A 16,579-nucleotide genomic window follows, 5' to 3' on the forward strand; every position below is an offset into this window, starting at 1 on the left:
GAAGTTGGCTGGGATACCAGGATTTGAACCTGGGAATGCCAGGATCAAAACCTGGTGCCTTACCGCTTGGCGATATCCCAACAAAGAATTATTTGATAGTTTGAGTTCTTATCAAGAACATGGTGCGGAAGGAGAGACTTGAACTCTCACAACCGAAGTTACTGGAACCTAAATCCAGCGCGTCTACCAATTCCGCCACTCCCGCAGTTCTTAGAATGCAGTTAATCGTTTTGGAACCTAAATCCAGCGTCTAATTCAAGACAACTGCCAATTCCGCCACTCCCGCAGTTCTATATTCTTATACAACATTTCTTTGGTAGAAGAAGTTGGCTGGGATACCAGGATTTGAACCTGGGAATGCCAGGATCAAAACCTGGTGCCTTACCGCTTGGCGATATCCCAACAAAGAATTATTTGATAGTTTGAGTTCTTATCAAGAACATGGTGCGGAAGGAGAGACTTGAACTCTCACAACCGAAGTTACTGGAACCTAAATCCAGCGCGTCTACCAATTCCGCCACTCCCGCAGTTCTATATTCTTAATGCAACATTCTTTGGTAGAAGAAGTTGGCTGGGATACCAGGATTTGAACCTGGGAATGCCAGGATCAAAACCTGGTGCCTTACCGCTTGGCGATATCCCAACAAAGAATTATTTGATAGTTTGAGTTCTTATCAAGAACATGGTGCGGAAGGAGAGACTTGAACTCTCACAACCGAAGTTACTGGAACCTAAATCCAGCGCGTCTACCAATTCCGCCACTCCCGCATACTTTGTGTAATTAAACACGTGGTAGTTATTTTAAACTCTTCATTGAGTTGCAATTTAACTCTTGCAGAGCCACTTCTAAAAAAGAAATGGTGGCTAAGACGGGATTTGAACCTGTGACCCCATCATTATGAGTGATGTGCTCTAACCAGCTGAGCTACTTAGCCATTGTTGGCTGGGATACCAGGATTTGAACCTGGGAATGCCAGGATCAAAACCTGGTGCCTTACCGCTTGGCGATATCCCAACAAAGAATTATTTGATAGTTTGAGTTCTTATCGAGAACATGGTGCGGAAGGAGAGACTTGAACTCTCACAACCGAAGTTACTGGAACCTAAATCCAGCGCGTCTACCAATTCCGCCACTCCCGCATTTCAAATTTTGATAAATCAAAACTGAGGTAGTTATTTTTAACTCTTCATTGAGTAACAAAAAATAAATGGTGGCTAAGACGGGATTTGAACCTGTGACCCCATCATTATGAGTGATGTGCTCTAACCAGCTGAGCTACTTAGCCATCTTTTTTGTTAGCACTTCATCGCTGAGTGCGGGGCGTATTATGCTGATATGACCCAAATCCGTCAACACCTTTTTTGCAAAAAAACACGTATCGTGGTTTGTTTGCGGGAAAAATAGGCTAACAGGCTAAATTTTAATAAAAATGGTGTTTTTTTAACAGCTTTGTAGTGACTTATTTACTATCACCAATATTTAATAGTAATGCAGAAATAAAAAAGGCTCGTAAAAACGAGCCTTTAAAAATCACTAAATGTGTTAAGTCATAGTGGCATGTTGTTAAACGTTGAACAAGAAGTTCATTACATCGCCATCTTTAACTATGTATTCTTTACCTTCTTGACGCATTTTACCTGCTTCTTTTGCGCCACTTTCGCCTTTAAAAGCGATGTAATCATCAAAAGCGATAGTTTGCGCACGAATAAAGCCACGTTCAAAGTCAGTATGAATTTTACCAGCAGCTTGTGGCGCTGTTGCACCTACAGGAATTGTCCATGCACGTACTTCTTTTACGCCCGCAGTAAAGTAGGTTTGTAAATGCAGTAATTCATAACCACCACGGATCACAAGGTTCAAACCTGGTTCTTCTAGGCCAAGATCGGCCATAAACTCAAGTTTGTCTTCATCATCTAACTCAGACAGTTCAGATTCTATCGCGGCACATACAGGCACAACAACCGCATCTTCAGCAGCGGCAATTGCACGTACGCGGTCAAGGTGTGGGTTATTCTCAAATCCATCTTCAGCAACGTTAGCAATATACATTGTTGGTTTGATGGTTAAGAAGTTGATAGGCGCAATCGCTGCCTTCTCTTCTTTTGTCAGTGCTAAAGAGCGTAAAGTTAAGCCTTCATCAAGGTGTACTTTTACTTTTTCAAGAACAGCGTTTTGCTCTTTGGCGTCTTTATCGCCACCTTTGGCTTTTTTCGCGTTACGGAAAATTGCTTTGTCAGCGCTGTCCATATCCGCAAGTACTAATTCAGTGTTGATCACGTCGATATCATCAGCTGGATCAATTGTGCCCGCTACGTGAATTACGTTCTCATCTTCAAAACAGCGAACTACGTGACCAATTGCATCGGTTTCACGGATATTAGCTAAGAATTGGTTACCTAAGCCTTCACCCTTTGATGCGCCTTTTACTAGACCTGCGATATCCACAAATTCCATACTCGTGGTAAGAATGCGTTGTGGATTAACAATTTTTGCGAGCTCGTCTAGACGAGGATCTGGCACCGGTACCACACCCGTATTTGGTTCAATGGTACAAAAAGGAAAGTTAGCGGCTTCGATACCCGCTTTGGTTAATGCATTGAAAAGTGTTGATTTACCAACATTAGGCAAACCGACGATGCCACATTTGAAACCCATAGTTAAGATACCTTGTTTAGATCCGTTGAACCGATTATGGCTTAAACGAATGTAGTCTGTTTTGTGCTTTTAACACACCGTCTTTTGCAAGTATTTCCATACAACGAACTGCTTCATCTACTGCGGCATCCATTTTTTCTTGGTCTTCCTTGGCTGCTTTTCCAAGCACCCATCCGGTGACCATTTCACGATGCCCTGGATGACCTATTCCAACGCGTAAGCGCATGAAATCTTTTTGATTTGCCATTTTTGCTATAATGTCTTTTAAACCATTATGGCCACCGTGTCCGCCACCTTTCTTTAATTTGGCAACACCAGGTTCTAAATCCATTTCGTCATGGGCAACTAAAATGCTCTCAACAGGGATTTTGAAAAAGTTGGCTAAACTACCGACCGCTTTACCACTTAAATTCATATAAGTCGTGGGGATCAGTAATTTGAATTCTTGACCTTGGATGATCACTTTACCGGTCAGGCCGTGATACTTAGGATCATGTTTTAGCGTACAGTTGTAGCGTGCAGCGAGTTGCTCGATGAACCAAGCACCTGCATTGTGGCGTGTATTTGCGTATTCGGGGCCTGGATTAGCCAGGCCCACAAGCATTTGAATAGAATTCAAGGTGCAAACCTTAAAAATTATTCTGCAGCTTCGTCTTCAACTGGCGCAGCTTTGTTAGCTTTGATAGTTACGATAGACTGGTCGTGATCAGCACCTTTCGCTAAATCAACAGAAGAAACACCTGCAGGAAGTTTAACGTCAGAGATGTGGATTGAATCACCAGCAACTAGGCTAGATACGTTAACTTCAACGAATTCAGGAAGTGACTTAGGAAGACACGTGATTTCGATTTCTGTTAATTGGTGAACTACAGTGTTACCTGCTTTAGTTACTACGTCTTCACCGATGAAGTGAACTGGCACTTTAGTGTGAAGTTTGTGAGCAGCATCTACACGTTGGAAATCAAGGTGAGTGATTTTAGGCTTGAACGGGTGACGTTGGATATCTTTAAGGATAGCTTCAACTTTTTCACCAGCGATATCAAGAGTAAGAATGTGAGTGTAAAAACCTTCACTTTCTTGTGCTTTGATCATATCTTTGTGTTCAAAAGTAAGTGATGCAGCTTCTTTGTCAGCACCGTAAAGGATCGCAGGGATTTTATCTTCACGACGTAGGCGGCGGCTCGCACCTGTACCTGTTGCTGTGCGTAATTCTGCATTAAATGTATAAGTTTCGTTAGACATAATGTCTCCAATAAATAAATAGTGTAGGGCCTTTGCGACCAAGGTCCCTAGCCAAAAGGCGCGCTATCATACCACCACCGCTGATCAAAAGAAACACGACACATAAAAAAAGCGCCACAGAGGCGCTTTAATTCAATCAGGGGTTTGTAACTAAATAGTTTTAGTGTTCAAACATCGCTGAAATAGATTCTTCGTTGCTAATACGGCGAATTGTTTCCGCTAGCATGTCTGCAAGTGTTAACACTTTAATTTTATCAATTGCTTTTAATTCAGCAGACAGTGGAATTGAGTCAGTTACAATCACTTCATCAATTACTGAGTTACGAATGTTTTCTACCGCTTTACCAGAAAGTACAGGGTGAGTTGCGTATGCAAATACACGCTTAGCGCCATGTTCTTTAAGTGCTTCAGCTGCTTTACATAAAGTACCGCCAGTGTCGATCATATCATCAACGATGATACAGTCACGACCTTCAACATCACCAATAATATGCATGACTTGAGAAACATTCGCTTGTGGGCGACGTTTATCAATGATGGCAAGATCGGTGTCGTTTAATAATTTAGCAATAGCACGGGCACGTACTACACCGCCGATATCTGGTGATACAACAACAACATCATCAAACTGACGCTCTTTCATATCTTCAAGTAGCACAGGGCTACCGAATACGTTATCAACTGGTACATCAAAGAAGCCTTGGATTTGCTCTGCGTGTAAATCAACCGTAAGAACACGGTCAACGCCAACACTTGAGAGGAAATCTGCAACGACTTTAGCTGTGATTGGTACACGGGCAGAACGCACTCGGCGGTCTTGACGTGCATAACCAAAATAAGGAATGACGGCTGTTATACGACCTGCAGATGCACGACGTAAGGCATCAACCATAACGATTAGCTCCATTAAGTTATCGTTAGTAGGGGCACAGGTTGATTGCACAATAAAAACGTCCGAGCCACGAACATTTTCATTAATTTGAACACTGATCTCACCGTCGCTAAAACGGCCAACAACAGCATCGCCAACTTCAATATATAAACGTTTTGCAACTTTTTGAGCTAACTCAGGTGTTGCGTTACCAGCGAAGAGCTTCATGTCAGGCACGGTAGGGTTCCTCAGGCACTGAATTTCTGGACTAATAAGCGATACATAAAGTATAGCTTATTAACTTAAACTTTATTTACTTGTACGTTACTTCATTGCTTAAATGAATAGCGTTCAACTGCGTATGGGCAGGAGAGATATTAACGCTGCTGGCAATAAAACCGTCCCAGCTATCGGGGAGATTTTCAAGAACATGTTGCGCTTCTTTTTGCGTGGCAAATTCAACAAAACAGCATGAACCTGTGCCAGTCATCTTAGACGGAGCGTATTTTAGCAACCACTGGAGGGTCTTTTCAACCTCAGGGCAGAGCTTTTTAACTAAAGGCTCACAATCATTGCCTAATGTGCGCTGTTGCCAGTTGCCATTTAGCTTCGGTGTATCGCGTTTTAAATCGGGGTGAGTAAAAATTTTTGCAGTGCTGACATGTTCACTTGGATGCACGACACAATACCACTTTTGCGGCAGCTCAACATCGACCAACTTCTCGCCAATGCCTTGCGCTAGGGCGCTTTTGCCGTTAATGAATACAGGCACATCAGCACCAAGTTGCACACCAAGTTGTGCTAATTCTTGCAGGGATAATTGACAGCGCCATAATTTATTCAGTGCTAAAAGTGTACTTGCGGCATCGGAAGAGCCACCGCCAACACCGCCTCCCATGGGCAATATTTTAGTTAAATTTATTTTTGCACCAAAAACTGAATTACTGTGTTTTTGTAATAAAACAGCCGCTTTATAGATCAAATTATCTTTAAGTGGAATATCGAAGGTGTCGCCAGTGACTTCAATCTCTGTCGTTTCAATCAAAGTAAAAGTGAGTTGATCGCCGTAATTTAAAAATGTAAATAAGGTTTCGAGCTCATGATAGCCATCTTCACGACGACCATTTATATGTAAAAATAAATTTAGTTTTGCCGGAGCTAATAACGAAAAAGAAGTCATAGTGTGCTTAGTCATGTTAGTCAAAGTGCCACTCATAGAGTTGAATTTTTATTTTAATATCGCGGTGTTTTAATGTCAGCTTTTTAGGGAGCCAAAACCCAGCATATTGTTGATAGTCAGCGTAGTTTATTTGCCATTGCGCACCATCTGCTGCATGCCACTTTACACTCTTAGCTCGACCAAGTTCATCGACTTGTAAACTTGTATCGTCAACCGTGCCTTTTAACCAGTCATCGGCACTGTCCATTGGAATAGTAAAACCCGTTAATCGAGCAAGTAAGCGCGATGCATTTACGTCATAATAAACGTCATCATCGTATTCAAGTTCTGCACCGTGACTATTTTGCGTTAATGCCAAAACTCGGGTACCAATAAAACTAGTTAGAATTAGTTGGTTTAACTCATCCTTTTGTTGCCAGTTTAAATTAGCTGATTGGCGTTCGTCAGGGCTGATAAAAGCCAGTTTGCCTTCCACTTGCCAGTTACTTTGTTGGGATAATTGCGACTTCCAGTCTTCATAAAGAGCAGTTTGTGGCCGAATTTGCTGTGCGCAGCCACTTAAAAATAAAAAAAATGTGAGTAAAATCAAATATAGTCGAATCAAATGTCGTTCCTTACTTTCCATATTCCGCTGATTTTTGGTAAAATTATCGTCTTTCGAGCACGGCTTAGCAATATTTGGCACATATGACCATAGTAGCACTTGGTATTAATCATAAAACCGCATCTGTAGAATTACGAGAAAAGGTTGCCTTTTCGCCTGAGCAATTATCAGAAGCATTACAGCAACTGAGTGATCACGATCAGTTTAATGAAGCGGTTATTGTGTCAACCTGTAACCGTACAGAAATCTATTGTAGCCTTGCCCAGCAAAATTCCCAAATACTGTTGCAATGGTTAGCTAGTTTCCATGGCTTGGATGAATATGAACTGAGCAGTAATGTATATTGCCACCAAGATAACGACGCGATAAATCATTTAATGCGGGTATCCTGTGGACTCGATTCATTAGTGCTCGGTGAACCGCAAATACTGGGTCAAATTAAGCAGGCATATAATAGTGCTAAAAATCACAACTCAGTCAGTGTGGTGTTTGACCGGTTATTTCAAAAAACCTTTTCGGTCGCCAAACAAGTTCGTACTGAAACAGATATAGGTGCAAGTGCCGTGTCTGTTGCTTATGCTGCGGTTAATTTAGCCAAGCATATCTATGGCAAGCTAGATAAAACCAAAGTGCTTTTAATTGGTGCTGGTGAAACCATTGAACTGGTAGCTAAACATTTATATCAAAATGATCCTCAGCAAATTACCGTCGCGAATCGTACCATTGAGCGTGCCCGCTTATTAGCGGAAGATGTTAATGCGGATGTTATTGCCTTGGCACAATTACCGGAGCGGTTACATCAAGCAGATATAGTGATTAGTTCAACTGCCAGCACCTTGCCGATTATTGGTAAAGGGGTGGTTGAGCAAGCGCTTAAACAACGTCGAAATAAGCCGATGTTATTTATTGATATTGCTGTACCACGTGACATCGAAAGCCAAGTTGGTGAATTAGATGCTGCCTATTTGTATTCGGTAGATGACTTACAGGCAATAGTAAGCGAAAATATCGCTTCAAGGGAGCAAGCAGCCGATGAAGCGCAAGTGATCATTACTCAGCGCTGTGCGGAATTTGCTATGTGGATGCGTTCACTCGACTCTGTCGATTTAATTCGCAGTTACCGCCAAGATGTACATGATATAAAATCAGAACTGGTTGATAAGGCAATAAGCCAATTAAATACCGGTAAAGATGCAGAACAAATTATTTTAGAGCTGGCCAACAAATTAACCAACCGCCTGATGCACGCGCCTACCCGTGCAATTCAAGACGCGGCAAAAAAAGGTGAAGTTGCCCAGTTAAGCCAATTAAAGAAAATGTTAGGTATTGATCAGGAATAGCAGTTACATGAAAGAGTCTGTATATCGTAAGTTAGAAACTTTAGTAGAGCGCTACGAAGAAGTGCAAGCACTGCTAAGTGATCCGTCAGTTATCAGTGACCAGAATCGCTTTCGTACGCTTTCAAAAGAGTACTCAGAGCTGGAAGAAATCGTTAAAGCGTTTTTAGCGTATCAGCAAACACAAGATGATGTTGCAACCGCTGAGGAAATGCTCAAGGATTCAGACCCAGACATGCGTGAAATGGCGCAAGAAGAATACAAAGAAGCAAAAGCGCAAATTCAGGTAATTGAAGAGCAAATTCAAGTATTAATGCTCCCTAAAGATCCACGTGATAATAACAATGTATTTTTAGAAGTACGTGCTGGTACAGGTGGTGATGAAGCGGCCATTTTTGCTGGTGACTTGTTCCGTATGTATAGCCGTTACGCAGAAACTAAGAAGTGGAAAGTTGAAGTAGTTAGTACTAATGAAGGTGAGCACGGCGGTTACAAAGAAGTGATTGCTAACATTAGTGGTGAAGGTGTTTACGGACAGTTAAAATTTGAATCAGGCGCTCACCGCGTTCAGCGCGTACCAGAAACTGAATCGCAAGGGCGTGTTCATACATCAGCCTGTACTGTGGCGGTAATGGCAGAAGTCCCTGAGGCGGAAGCTATTCAAATTAATACTGCAGACATTAAGGTTGACACTTTTCGTGCATCAGGCGCCGGTGGTCAGCACGTTAATAAAACCGATTCAGCAATTCGTATTACTCACTTACCAACCGGTGTGGTTGTTGAGTGTCAAGATGAGCGTTCACAACATAAAAACCGCGCTAAAGCGATGTCAGTTCTTGCCGCACGCCTACAACAAGCAGAAGATGAAAAGCGCCATGCAGCCGAAGCATCGGAGCGTCGAAATCTAGTGGGTAGTGGTGACCGTTCTGAGCGTATTCGTACTTATAACTACCCGCAAGGGCGTATTACCGATCACCGTATTAATCTAACACTTTATCGTTTAAACGAAGTGGTTGCGGGTGATTTAGGCTGTGTAGTTGAACCACTCATGCAAGAACATCAGGCTGACTTATTAGCTGCGATGGGCGATGAATAAGCGTGACAGACACGGTTGAATCAGCAATAAAACGGGCTACTTTGCTATTGCAAAGTAGCACCGACAGTGCCAAATTGGACGCGCAAGTTTTATTACTTGATGTCTTACAAAAACCACGTAGCTATTTATTCAGTTGGCCTGAAAAACAGCTTAGTGCAGCGCAGCAGCAGCACTTTGATGAACATTGTCAGCGCCGTTTAAATGGTGAGCCAGTTGCTCATATTACGGGTTTAAGAGAGTTTTGGAGCTTACCTTTACAAGTCAATTCAAGCACTTTAATACCGCGTCCTGATACAGAAACACTGGTAGAACATGCGCTAGGTTTACCCCTGCCAACAACGGCCAAAGTGCTTGATTTAGGCACTGGCACGGGAGCAATAGCTCTTGCGCTGGCCAGCGAAATGCCCGACTGGCAAATAACCGGTGTTGATAGAGTCGCTGATGCAGTGGCACTGGCTAATACAAATAAACAGCGATTAGGTTTTACCAATGTGAACTTTGTACAAAGTGATTGGTTTAGCCAAGTTACAGCACAACAGTTTGATCTAATTGTTAGTAACCCTCCGTATATTGAACACGATGATATTCATTTAAGCCAAGGTGACGTACGTTTTGAACCATTATCGGCATTAGTGGCCGATGATGATGGAATGGCTGATATAAAGTATATTATTAGCCAAGCGCGTGACTTTTTAAGCCCAAATGGGACGCTTTTAATTGAGCATGGTTTTCAACAAAGTATTAAAGTGCATAGTTTTTTTGCAGAAATGGCGTATACAAATATACTTACAGTTAAAGATTTAGCGAATAATGATCGTGTAACGCTCGCACAGTGGCCTGGATAACTATAACAATGACAGTGCGAGATCAGCATAAACGCCTTTGAGGACTCAGTATGATGGATGATTTTTTGTTTTCGGACGAACCGCAAGAAGAGATTTGTGAAGTAATAAAGGGCACATGGAAAGTTATAATTGTTGATGATGAGCCAGAAGTTCATGCTGTTACTAAACTTGCATTAAGTGATTTTGAGTTTCAAGATAAGCGTTTAGAATTTATCAGCGCGTATTCAGGGGCTGAGGCAAAAGTACAGATAGATAAAAATCCTGATGCGGCCATTGTGCTCCTTGATGTGGTGATGGAAACCGACGATGCTGGCTTAAAAGTTGCGCAGTATATTCGTGAAGTTGCTAAAAATAATCATATTCGTATTATCCTACGTACAGGCCAACCAGGCCAAGCCCCAGAGCGCCAAGTTATCGTTAATTATGATATTAACGATTATAAATCTAAAACAGAGCTGACCGCGCAAAAACTATTTACCGTGGTGATGTCGAGCCTGCGCTCTTATCGCGATATTTTATCGATTGAACAGTCTCGCCAAGGGCTTGAAAAAATAATTAAAGCGTCTCGAGATATTTTCTCCGCCCATTCCTTGGACCACTTTATCGAAGGCGTAATGCAGCAACTAACTTCGTTGCTAGGCACGGTCGATCAAGCCATGTACGCGACCAGTTTGGTGGCAGGTAACCCGCAAGATAATCAACATAAATTGGTGGTGTTTTCTGGGCGAGGCGATTTTGAGCGCAGTGAAGGCAAAGCAATTGAAGACGTGCTAAATACCGAACAGTTATTAGCTTGTAAACAAGCACTTAAAGATAAAACCATTGTCTATAAAGATAATTACCTATTTGCCTATTGTTGCAGTGAACATAATCATAATTCAATGCTGTTTATTTCTGGCATTCCAAAGTATTTAACAGATACGCAACGTCATTTAATTGAGATATTTTCGCAAAATGTACAACTGGCGTATGAAAATGTGCAATTACAATCAGAAATTGAAGCAACCCAACAAGAGCTGGTGTTTCGCTTAAGCGAAGCACTTGAGCAGCGCTCAACCGAAACGGGTAATCATGTTAAACGGGTTTCGCATATATGCCATACTTTAGCGCTGGCTTATGGCTTATCTAAACGCGAGGCAGAGCTTGTGCGCTTAGCATCACCACTACACGATGTGGGTAAAGTGGGTATTCCTGATGCTATTTTAAATAAACCCGCTAAGTTAACGGATGAAGAATGGGAAGTGATGAAAACCCACACCCAAAAAGGGTTTATGATATTAAAAGGCTCTCGCCGCGAAATTGTTAATGCGGGTGCTGAGATTGCACGTGATCATCATGAAAAGTGGGATGGTACAGGTTACCCGCAAGGTCTTCAGGGGCTTGATATTCATGTGTTTGGTCGCATCGTTGCGCTCGCTGATGTATATGATGCGCTACGTCACAAACGTTGCTATAAAGAAGCATGGACACCTGATGATGTTGTTAATGAAATCAACCAGCAAAAAGGCAAGCACTTTGAGCCTAAACTAGTTGATATATTTAATGATAACTTTGCAGAGCTAGAGCAAATATTGACGCGTTTTCCAGATTAAAATTTAACATTAAAAGAGTAGTTAGGGGCATATGGATTATTTAGCAGTAAAACACACACACATGGCAATTGCAGTTTTAAGCATTGTTTTATTTTATGTTCGTTCATTTTCTCGGCTCGGCAGTGGCGCTATCGCTAAAAATAAACTGGTGTTTATTGGCAGTCATGCAACCGATACATTTTTACTTATTTCAGCCATTGCTTTAATGGCGATAGCTAAAATTAATCCGCTAGAACAAATGTGGTTACTGGAAAAAATCATTCTCGTAATCGCTTATATTGCACTGGGAATTATTGCCAGTAAACAACAAAAAACCAGTCTCAAAGTGGTGTTTTTAGTTGTAACTACTGCGGTGATAGCACTCATTGGTAAATTGGCTGTTACAAAAACGGCTTTATTTCTTTAAAGTAGTCGCTGTGCAACGGGGATTTTTTACCTTTGCACAGTAAACTTAGCTGCGGCGTTGGTATCTGCTTTAAAAACTAGGTAAACTAGTCGTTCAGTTTCTATTTAAGATGTAGCCGTATAAATGACCACTCCTTGGTTTGAAGATCAAAATGAACCCTATCAAGATGAGGCTTTTGACACTTTCGTTCCCCAAGCGTTGTACCGTTGTATCAGCGCAGAAGCGAAGTGGGATCCTCACGCCGATTTAAGTGATAGCTTTGCCACTCTAAGCGACTTTGAAGAGCAAGTTACCGCGCTGTGTCAACAACACACAGATATTCACGACCGTTTTGATGCGTTAGTCGATATGTTTTTTATGCAGTGGCTATTTAGCGTGTCTAGCCTTAAAGTTCCCGAATATACCCTCAATAGTTTCAGCTATATGCTAAGTATGCGCAGTGGTTCAGAAACAACTTTGGCAATTTTACTCTGCCACTTACTTAACCACGCAGATTTTGATGCAAACGTGACGATTAATAACAGTGAAATAAATGTCCATGTTGCAATCAGCGATGAAGAGGGCTATTTGCTTGAGCCAAGTTCTGGTCAGCAAAGTTGGTATATCATTCCTGAAAATGCCAGTGAAGAAAATGGCGATGAGCAAGAGCCGCTCGAGCTTATTTTTGACGAGGAAGTGTATAAGCTTTATTTAGCACAACAAAAGTGGGCGTTCATTACCAGCAACAAATTTGGTCATGCTTTGAGCTGCGTTGAGATGTTGATGGAGTTAATAGGCGATGACCCGTACGAAAGGCGCGACAGAGGCTATTTACTTAACCAACTAGATTGTCCGAAAATGGCACGTGACGATTTACAATTTTTTATCGATGAGTGCCCAGATGATCCTGCGATTGAAATTATCCAGCATCAACTTGAAGAGCTCGAAGATAATCACAAAACTCACCATTAACTTTTAAGGAATTTACATGGCTGACGCCCATACGGCTCTGATCACCAATGACGCAGTTGTCTTTGGTTTATTAGCAGTAATATTAGGCTTTATTTTTAAAACATCGAGCAGCCAAAATAGTGCGCTGAAAAAGTTTTACAAATATGTCCCAGCATTATTACTGTGCTATTTTTTACCTTCGCTACTGAACACCTTTGGCATTGTTGATGGTCATTCATCCAATGTGTATTTTGTTGCATCACGCTATTTGCTTCCTGCATGTTTAATCTTACTGACCATTAGTATTGATTTAAAAGCTATTATTAATCTTGGTCCGAAAGCATTGATTATGTTTTTAACCGGTACCGTGGGTATTGTGATTGGTGGTCCATTAGCTATTTTGATCATGAGTGCAGTGTATCCAGAAGCCGTTGGTGGTCATGGTCCGGATGCTGTATGGCGAGGTATGACAACCATCGCAGGCAGCTGGATTGGCGGTGGAGCGAACCAAGCGTCGATGAAAGAAATGTTTGAAGTAGGTGGCGATATATTCTCAGCGATGGTGACGGTAGATGTGATCGTCGCGAATTTATGGATGGCGGTATTGTTATTAATGGCTGCCAACCATAAAGCTATTGATGCAAAAACCGGAGCCGATACGAGCGCGATTGAAGAGCTGAAAAACCGCGTTGAGAAGTATCAGGCTGAGCATTCTCGCATGCCAACAATGAATGATTATATTATGATCATTGCCATTGCGTTTGGTATTACCGGGCTTGCACACTTTTGTGCTGACTTTTTAGGGCCATACTTTGGCGCTAACTTCCCGTGGGCACAAGAATACAGCTTAAACAGTAAATTCTTTTGGCTAATAGTTATCTCGACGACGATAGGTATTGCATTATCGTTTACTAAAGTTCGTCATATTGAAGCCTTTGGTGCATCAAAAGTCGCTTCTTGCTTTTTATATATTTTGGTAGCCTCAATTGGTCTACACATGAATATCACTGCGATAGTCGAATCGCCAATGTATTTTGTGATCGGCTTAATTTGGATGCTAACTCATGCCAGCTTAATGCTGATTGTTGCTAAAATTATTAAAGCGCCGTTATTTTATATGGCTGTCGGTTCGCAAGCGAATGTCGGCGGCGCTGCATCGGCACCAGTGGTGGCGTCAGCATTTCACCCGTCGCTTGCACCGGTTGGCGTGTTACTAGCCGTACTCGGTTATGGCGTGGGCACTTACATGGCCTATATTTGTGGATTAATGATGCAAGCAGTTGCACCTTAAGGAATGAAAAATGAATAACCAACTGATTAAGATTAATGACATTGAACTGGCAAACGAAAAACCGTTTGTATTATTCGGTGGCATGAATGTTTTAGAATCGCGCGATTTAGCAATGCGTATTGCTGAGCATTATGTTGAAGTGACCACTAAGCTTAATATTCCTTATGTATTTAAAGCCTCGTTTGATAAAGCAAACCGTTCATCAATCAACTCATACCGTGGGCCGGGTATGGAAGAAGGCTTAAGAATTTTTGAAGAAATTAAAAAAACCTTCAACGTGCCTTTGATCACCGATGTTCATGAACCACATCAAGCCGCACCTGTGGCTGAAGTAGTTGATATAATTCAATTGCCAGCCTTTTTAGCGCGTCAAACTGACCTAGTTGTTGCGATGGCGAAAACGGGCGCAATTATAAATGTTAAAAAACCACAGTTTTTAGCGCCGCACGAAATGCGTCACATCATTACTAAATTTAATGAAGCAGGGAATGACAATATTATCCTGTGTGAGCGCGGCTCAAGCTTTGGTTATAACAACTTAGTGGTTGATATGCTCGGCATGGATGACATGAAACCAATGGCGCCGGTTATATTTGATGCAACCCATGCATTGCAACGCCCAGGTGGCCGTGCAGATTCTGCTGATGGTCGTCGTGCACAGGCCGCTGAGCTTGCTCGCAGCGGTATGGCATTAGGTATTGCCGGTTTATTTATTGAAGCGCATCCAAACCCTAATGAAGCTAAATGTGATGGTCCATGTGCACTGGCACTGAGTAAGCTAGAAGGCTATTTAAGCCAAATGAAAGCCGTGGATGATTTGATCAAGAGTTTTAGCCCACTGGATACGAGCGCCAGCGATTTATAATTTTAAATAATAGTTAAAAAGCGACTAAGGTCGCTTTTTTTATGTCATGAATATACACATCCGTAGCATATGTATATAATCCATCCATAAGAAAAACTAATTCTAAGTTTGGTTGCTATGTCTCGACGTGTTCCTCCCTTAAACGCCTTAAAAGCATTTGAAGCTGCTGCTCGCCATTTGAGTTTTACAAAAGCAGCGGAAGAATTGTATGTCACGCAGGCGGCGGTGAGCCATCAAATAAAAACCTTAGAAGAGCACCTAGGTCTAAAGCTATTTTTACGTAAAAATCGTTCATTATTACTGACCGAGGAAGGCCAAGGTTATTTTTTAGATATTAAAGAAATATTTACTCAGCTCATTGATGCGACAGAAAAACTCTTAGCACGTGGCGCAAAGGGCTCGTTAACTGTAAGCCTAACGCCAAGCTTTGCTATTCAATGGTTAGTACCGCGCTTAAGCTTATTTAACGAGCTGCACCCTGAAATAGATGTACGAATAAAAGCCCAAGATCAAGATGAAAATTCGCTAACGGATGACGTTGATGTGGCTATTTATTATGGTCGAGGTCATTGGAGTGGGGTGCAAACACATAAATTGCATACCGAATATTTAGTACCCTTGTGTAGCCCAATGTTATTAACCGGGCCAAAACCACTTAATCAGCCCAGTGATTTGGCAAATCATACTTTACTGCACGACACCACTCGAAAAAACTGGAAAACCTGGATGAAAACCGCGGGTGTCCGTAACGTACAAGTAAACCAAGGGCCTATTTTTAGTCACTCATCGATGGTGCTTCAAGCCGCCGTGCATGGTCAAGGTGTTGCTATTGGTAACAGCGTGCTTGCTAAACCTGATATTGATGCAGGACGTTTAGTTATTCCATTTAACCACAGTCTAGAAAGTAAAAATGCCTATTATTTAGTGAGTCGTGAAACGCAATCTGAATTAGGTAAGATTGTGTCGTTTAAGCAGTGGATGCTAAGCCTCGTTGAGCAAGAACAAGAGTATTAATATAATGATTGAATGGATCAAAAGTAACACACCAGCCAAAGCTCAGTTTATTTTTGCCCATGGTGCCGGTGCAGGTAGTGATTCTGAGTTTATGCAGCAGATGGCGCAATTAATAGCTGCGCATGAAATTGATGTAGGTTTGTTTGATTTTCAATATATGCAAACAGCCAAGCAAACCAATAAGCGCAGGCCACCCGATCGGGCACCTAAACTGTTGGATTATTTTGAACAGGTATTAACCATTGCACAACCTACGCTGCCACTGTTTATTGGTGGTAAGTCGATGGGCGGGCGGATGGCATCAATGCTTGTCAGTGAAGATCGAGTAACAATGCCGACAATTTTAGGCGTATTGGCATTTGGCTACCCATTCCATCCACCTGGCAAGCCTGACAAATTACGCATTGATCACTTTGGTAAAATAGCATGCCCGTTTATGGTGCTCCAAGGGGAGCGCGATACGTTTGGTACCCGTGATGAACTGACTCAGATGCAGCTTGATAAACGCCCTGATTTTGTGTGGCTGCCTGATGGCGATCATTCATTAAAGCCACGTAAGCGCAGTGGTTTTACAGAGCGTGAGAATATCCAAAGCGCAGCTGAGCACGCCGTAGGGTTTATCAAGCAGCATATTTAAAGGCAATTTCGCA

The 16,579-nt window shown here is 42.0% G+C and carries 16 protein-coding genes and 10 tRNA genes; 10 read left to right on the forward strand and 16 right to left on the reverse strand.

Going from position 1 to position 16,579, the window contains the following annotated elements; translation table 11 throughout:
* Positions 1-5 precede the first annotated feature (5 nt).
* The 16 genes from V7783_RS09815 to lolB all read right to left on the reverse strand — a co-directional run bounded on the left by V7783_RS09815 (position 6) and on the right by lolB (position 6,553).
* Positions 6-80, reverse strand: a tRNA-Gln gene (locus V7783_RS09815).
* Positions 81-120: 40 nt separating this feature from the next.
* Positions 121-205: transfer RNA gene (locus tag V7783_RS09820), tRNA-Leu, on the reverse strand.
* A gap of 122 nt (positions 206-327) precedes the next feature.
* A tRNA-Gln gene (locus tag V7783_RS09825) sits at positions 328-402 on the reverse strand.
* A gap of 40 nt (positions 403-442) precedes the next feature.
* Positions 443-527 (reverse strand) — tRNA-Leu (locus V7783_RS09830).
* A gap of 41 nt (positions 528-568) precedes the next feature.
* Positions 569-643: transfer RNA gene (locus V7783_RS09835), tRNA-Gln, on the reverse strand.
* A gap of 40 nt (positions 644-683) precedes the next feature.
* Positions 684-768: transfer RNA gene (locus V7783_RS09840), tRNA-Leu, on the reverse strand.
* A 90-nt stretch (positions 769-858) separates the two neighbouring features.
* Positions 859-935, reverse strand: a tRNA-Met gene (locus V7783_RS09845).
* A 5-nt stretch (positions 936-940) separates the two neighbouring features.
* Positions 941-1,015, reverse strand: a tRNA-Gln gene (locus V7783_RS09850).
* Between the two features lie 40 nt (positions 1,016-1,055).
* Positions 1,056-1,140: transfer RNA gene (locus V7783_RS09855), tRNA-Leu, on the reverse strand.
* Between the two features lie 69 nt (positions 1,141-1,209).
* A tRNA-Met gene (locus V7783_RS09860) sits at positions 1,210-1,286 on the reverse strand.
* Positions 1,287-1,564: 278 nt separating this feature from the next.
* Positions 1,565-2,656: a redox-regulated ATPase YchF gene (gene ychF, locus V7783_RS09865; RefSeq protein WP_335678565.1), complete on the reverse strand. Its 1,092-nt coding sequence runs from the start codon at positions 2,654-2,656 to the stop codon at positions 1,565-1,567.
* Positions 2,657-2,690: 34 nt separating this feature from the next.
* A complete protein-coding gene (gene pth / locus V7783_RS09870; RefSeq protein WP_145240631.1) occupies positions 2,691-3,275 on the reverse strand; it encodes an aminoacyl-tRNA hydrolase in 585 nt (194 codons plus the stop codon).
* A gap of 17 nt (positions 3,276-3,292) precedes the next feature.
* Positions 3,293-3,898, reverse strand: coding sequence for a 50S ribosomal protein L25/general stress protein Ctc (locus tag V7783_RS09875; protein ID WP_335678566.1), 606 nt, complete (start codon positions 3,896-3,898; stop codon positions 3,293-3,295).
* 160 nt (positions 3,899-4,058) lie between these two features.
* Entirely contained in the window at positions 4,059-5,006 is a 948-nt protein-coding gene (locus V7783_RS09880; protein ID WP_064668075.1) for a ribose-phosphate pyrophosphokinase, read from the reverse strand.
* A gap of 76 nt (positions 5,007-5,082) precedes the next feature.
* On the reverse strand, positions 5,083-5,964 hold the full coding sequence (ispE, locus tag V7783_RS09885; protein ID WP_335678567.1) for a 4-(cytidine 5'-diphospho)-2-C-methyl-D-erythritol kinase: 882 nt from the start codon (positions 5,962-5,964) through the stop codon (positions 5,083-5,085).
* 1 nt (position 5,965) lies between these two features.
* Positions 5,966-6,553: a lipoprotein insertase outer membrane protein LolB gene (gene lolB, locus V7783_RS09890; protein ID WP_335678568.1), complete on the reverse strand. Its 588-nt coding sequence runs from the start codon at positions 6,551-6,553 to the stop codon at positions 5,966-5,968.
* An 83-nt stretch (positions 6,554-6,636) separates the two neighbouring features.
* Here lolB and hemA point away from each other — a divergent pair, with 83 nt between their 5' ends.
* The 10 genes from hemA to V7783_RS09940 all read left to right on the forward strand — a co-directional run bounded on the left by hemA (position 6,637) and on the right by V7783_RS09940 (position 16,566).
* Positions 6,637-7,893, forward strand: coding sequence for a glutamyl-tRNA reductase (gene hemA / locus V7783_RS09895; RefSeq protein WP_064668072.1), 1,257 nt, complete (start codon positions 6,637-6,639; stop codon positions 7,891-7,893).
* A 7-nt stretch (positions 7,894-7,900) separates the two neighbouring features.
* Complete coding sequence (gene prfA, locus V7783_RS09900) at positions 7,901-8,986, forward strand: peptide chain release factor 1 (protein ID WP_335678569.1); 1,086 nt, start codon at positions 7,901-7,903, stop codon at positions 8,984-8,986.
* 2 nt (positions 8,987-8,988) lie between these two features.
* On the forward strand, positions 8,989-9,831 hold the full coding sequence (prmC, locus tag V7783_RS09905) for a peptide chain release factor N(5)-glutamine methyltransferase (RefSeq protein WP_335678570.1): 843 nt from the start codon (positions 8,989-8,991) through the stop codon (positions 9,829-9,831).
* Between the two features lie 50 nt (positions 9,832-9,881).
* A complete protein-coding gene (locus V7783_RS09910) occupies positions 9,882-11,423 on the forward strand; it encodes a DUF3369 domain-containing protein (protein ID WP_335678571.1) in 1,542 nt (513 codons plus the stop codon).
* Positions 11,424-11,454: 31 nt separating this feature from the next.
* Positions 11,455-11,829: a SirB2 family protein gene (locus V7783_RS09915; RefSeq protein WP_335678572.1), complete on the forward strand. Its 375-nt coding sequence runs from the start codon at positions 11,455-11,457 to the stop codon at positions 11,827-11,829.
* 123 nt (positions 11,830-11,952) lie between these two features.
* Entirely contained in the window at positions 11,953-12,780 is an 828-nt protein-coding gene (locus tag V7783_RS09920) for a tetratricopeptide repeat protein (protein WP_335678573.1), read from the forward strand.
* Between the two features lie 16 nt (positions 12,781-12,796).
* Positions 12,797-14,050 (forward strand): DUF819 family protein, encoded by a 1,254-nt coding sequence (locus V7783_RS09925; protein ID WP_335678574.1) that lies wholly within the window; start codon positions 12,797-12,799, stop codon positions 14,048-14,050.
* A 10-nt stretch (positions 14,051-14,060) separates the two neighbouring features.
* Positions 14,061-14,915: a 3-deoxy-8-phosphooctulonate synthase gene (gene kdsA, locus V7783_RS09930; protein WP_335678575.1), complete on the forward strand. Its 855-nt coding sequence runs from the start codon at positions 14,061-14,063 to the stop codon at positions 14,913-14,915.
* A 117-nt stretch (positions 14,916-15,032) separates the two neighbouring features.
* Entirely contained in the window at positions 15,033-15,929 is an 897-nt protein-coding gene (locus V7783_RS09935; protein WP_064668064.1) for a transcriptional regulator GcvA, read from the forward strand.
* Positions 15,930-15,933: 4 nt separating this feature from the next.
* Entirely contained in the window at positions 15,934-16,566 is a 633-nt protein-coding gene (locus V7783_RS09940) for an alpha/beta family hydrolase (protein ID WP_335678576.1), read from the forward strand.
* Positions 16,567-16,579 lie beyond the last annotated feature (13 nt).

It is taken from the genome of Pseudoalteromonas sp. (assembly GCF_036960685.1).
Lineage (GTDB): Bacteria > Pseudomonadota > Gammaproteobacteria > Enterobacterales > Alteromonadaceae > Pseudoalteromonas.

Coding starts and splice junctions, on each gene's coding strand:
- ychF (WP_335678565.1), bottom strand. CDS start 2,656: ATGGGTTTCAAATGTGGCATCGTCGGTTTGCCTAATGTTGGTAAATCA.
- V7783_RS09875 (WP_335678566.1), bottom strand. CDS start 3,898: ATGTCTAACGAAACTTATACATTTAATGCAGAATTACGCACAGCAACA.
- ispE (WP_335678567.1), bottom strand. CDS start 5,964: ATGACTAAGCACACTATGACTTCTTTTTCGTTATTAGCTCCGGCAAAA.
- hemA (WP_064668072.1), top strand. CDS start 6,637: ATGACCATAGTAGCACTTGGTATTAATCATAAAACCGCATCTGTAGAA.
- prfA (WP_335678569.1), top strand. CDS start 7,901: ATGAAAGAGTCTGTATATCGTAAGTTAGAAACTTTAGTAGAGCGCTAC.
- V7783_RS09910 (WP_335678571.1), top strand. CDS start 9,882: ATGATGGATGATTTTTTGTTTTCGGACGAACCGCAAGAAGAGATTTGT.
- V7783_RS09915 (WP_335678572.1), top strand. CDS start 11,455: ATGGATTATTTAGCAGTAAAACACACACACATGGCAATTGCAGTTTTA.
- V7783_RS09920 (WP_335678573.1), top strand. CDS start 11,953: ATGACCACTCCTTGGTTTGAAGATCAAAATGAACCCTATCAAGATGAG.
- V7783_RS09925 (WP_335678574.1), top strand. CDS start 12,797: ATGGCTGACGCCCATACGGCTCTGATCACCAATGACGCAGTTGTCTTT.
- kdsA (WP_335678575.1), top strand. CDS start 14,061: ATGAATAACCAACTGATTAAGATTAATGACATTGAACTGGCAAACGAA.
- V7783_RS09935 (WP_064668064.1), top strand. CDS start 15,033: ATGTCTCGACGTGTTCCTCCCTTAAACGCCTTAAAAGCATTTGAAGCT.
- V7783_RS09940 (WP_335678576.1), top strand. CDS start 15,934: ATGATTGAATGGATCAAAAGTAACACACCAGCCAAAGCTCAGTTTATT.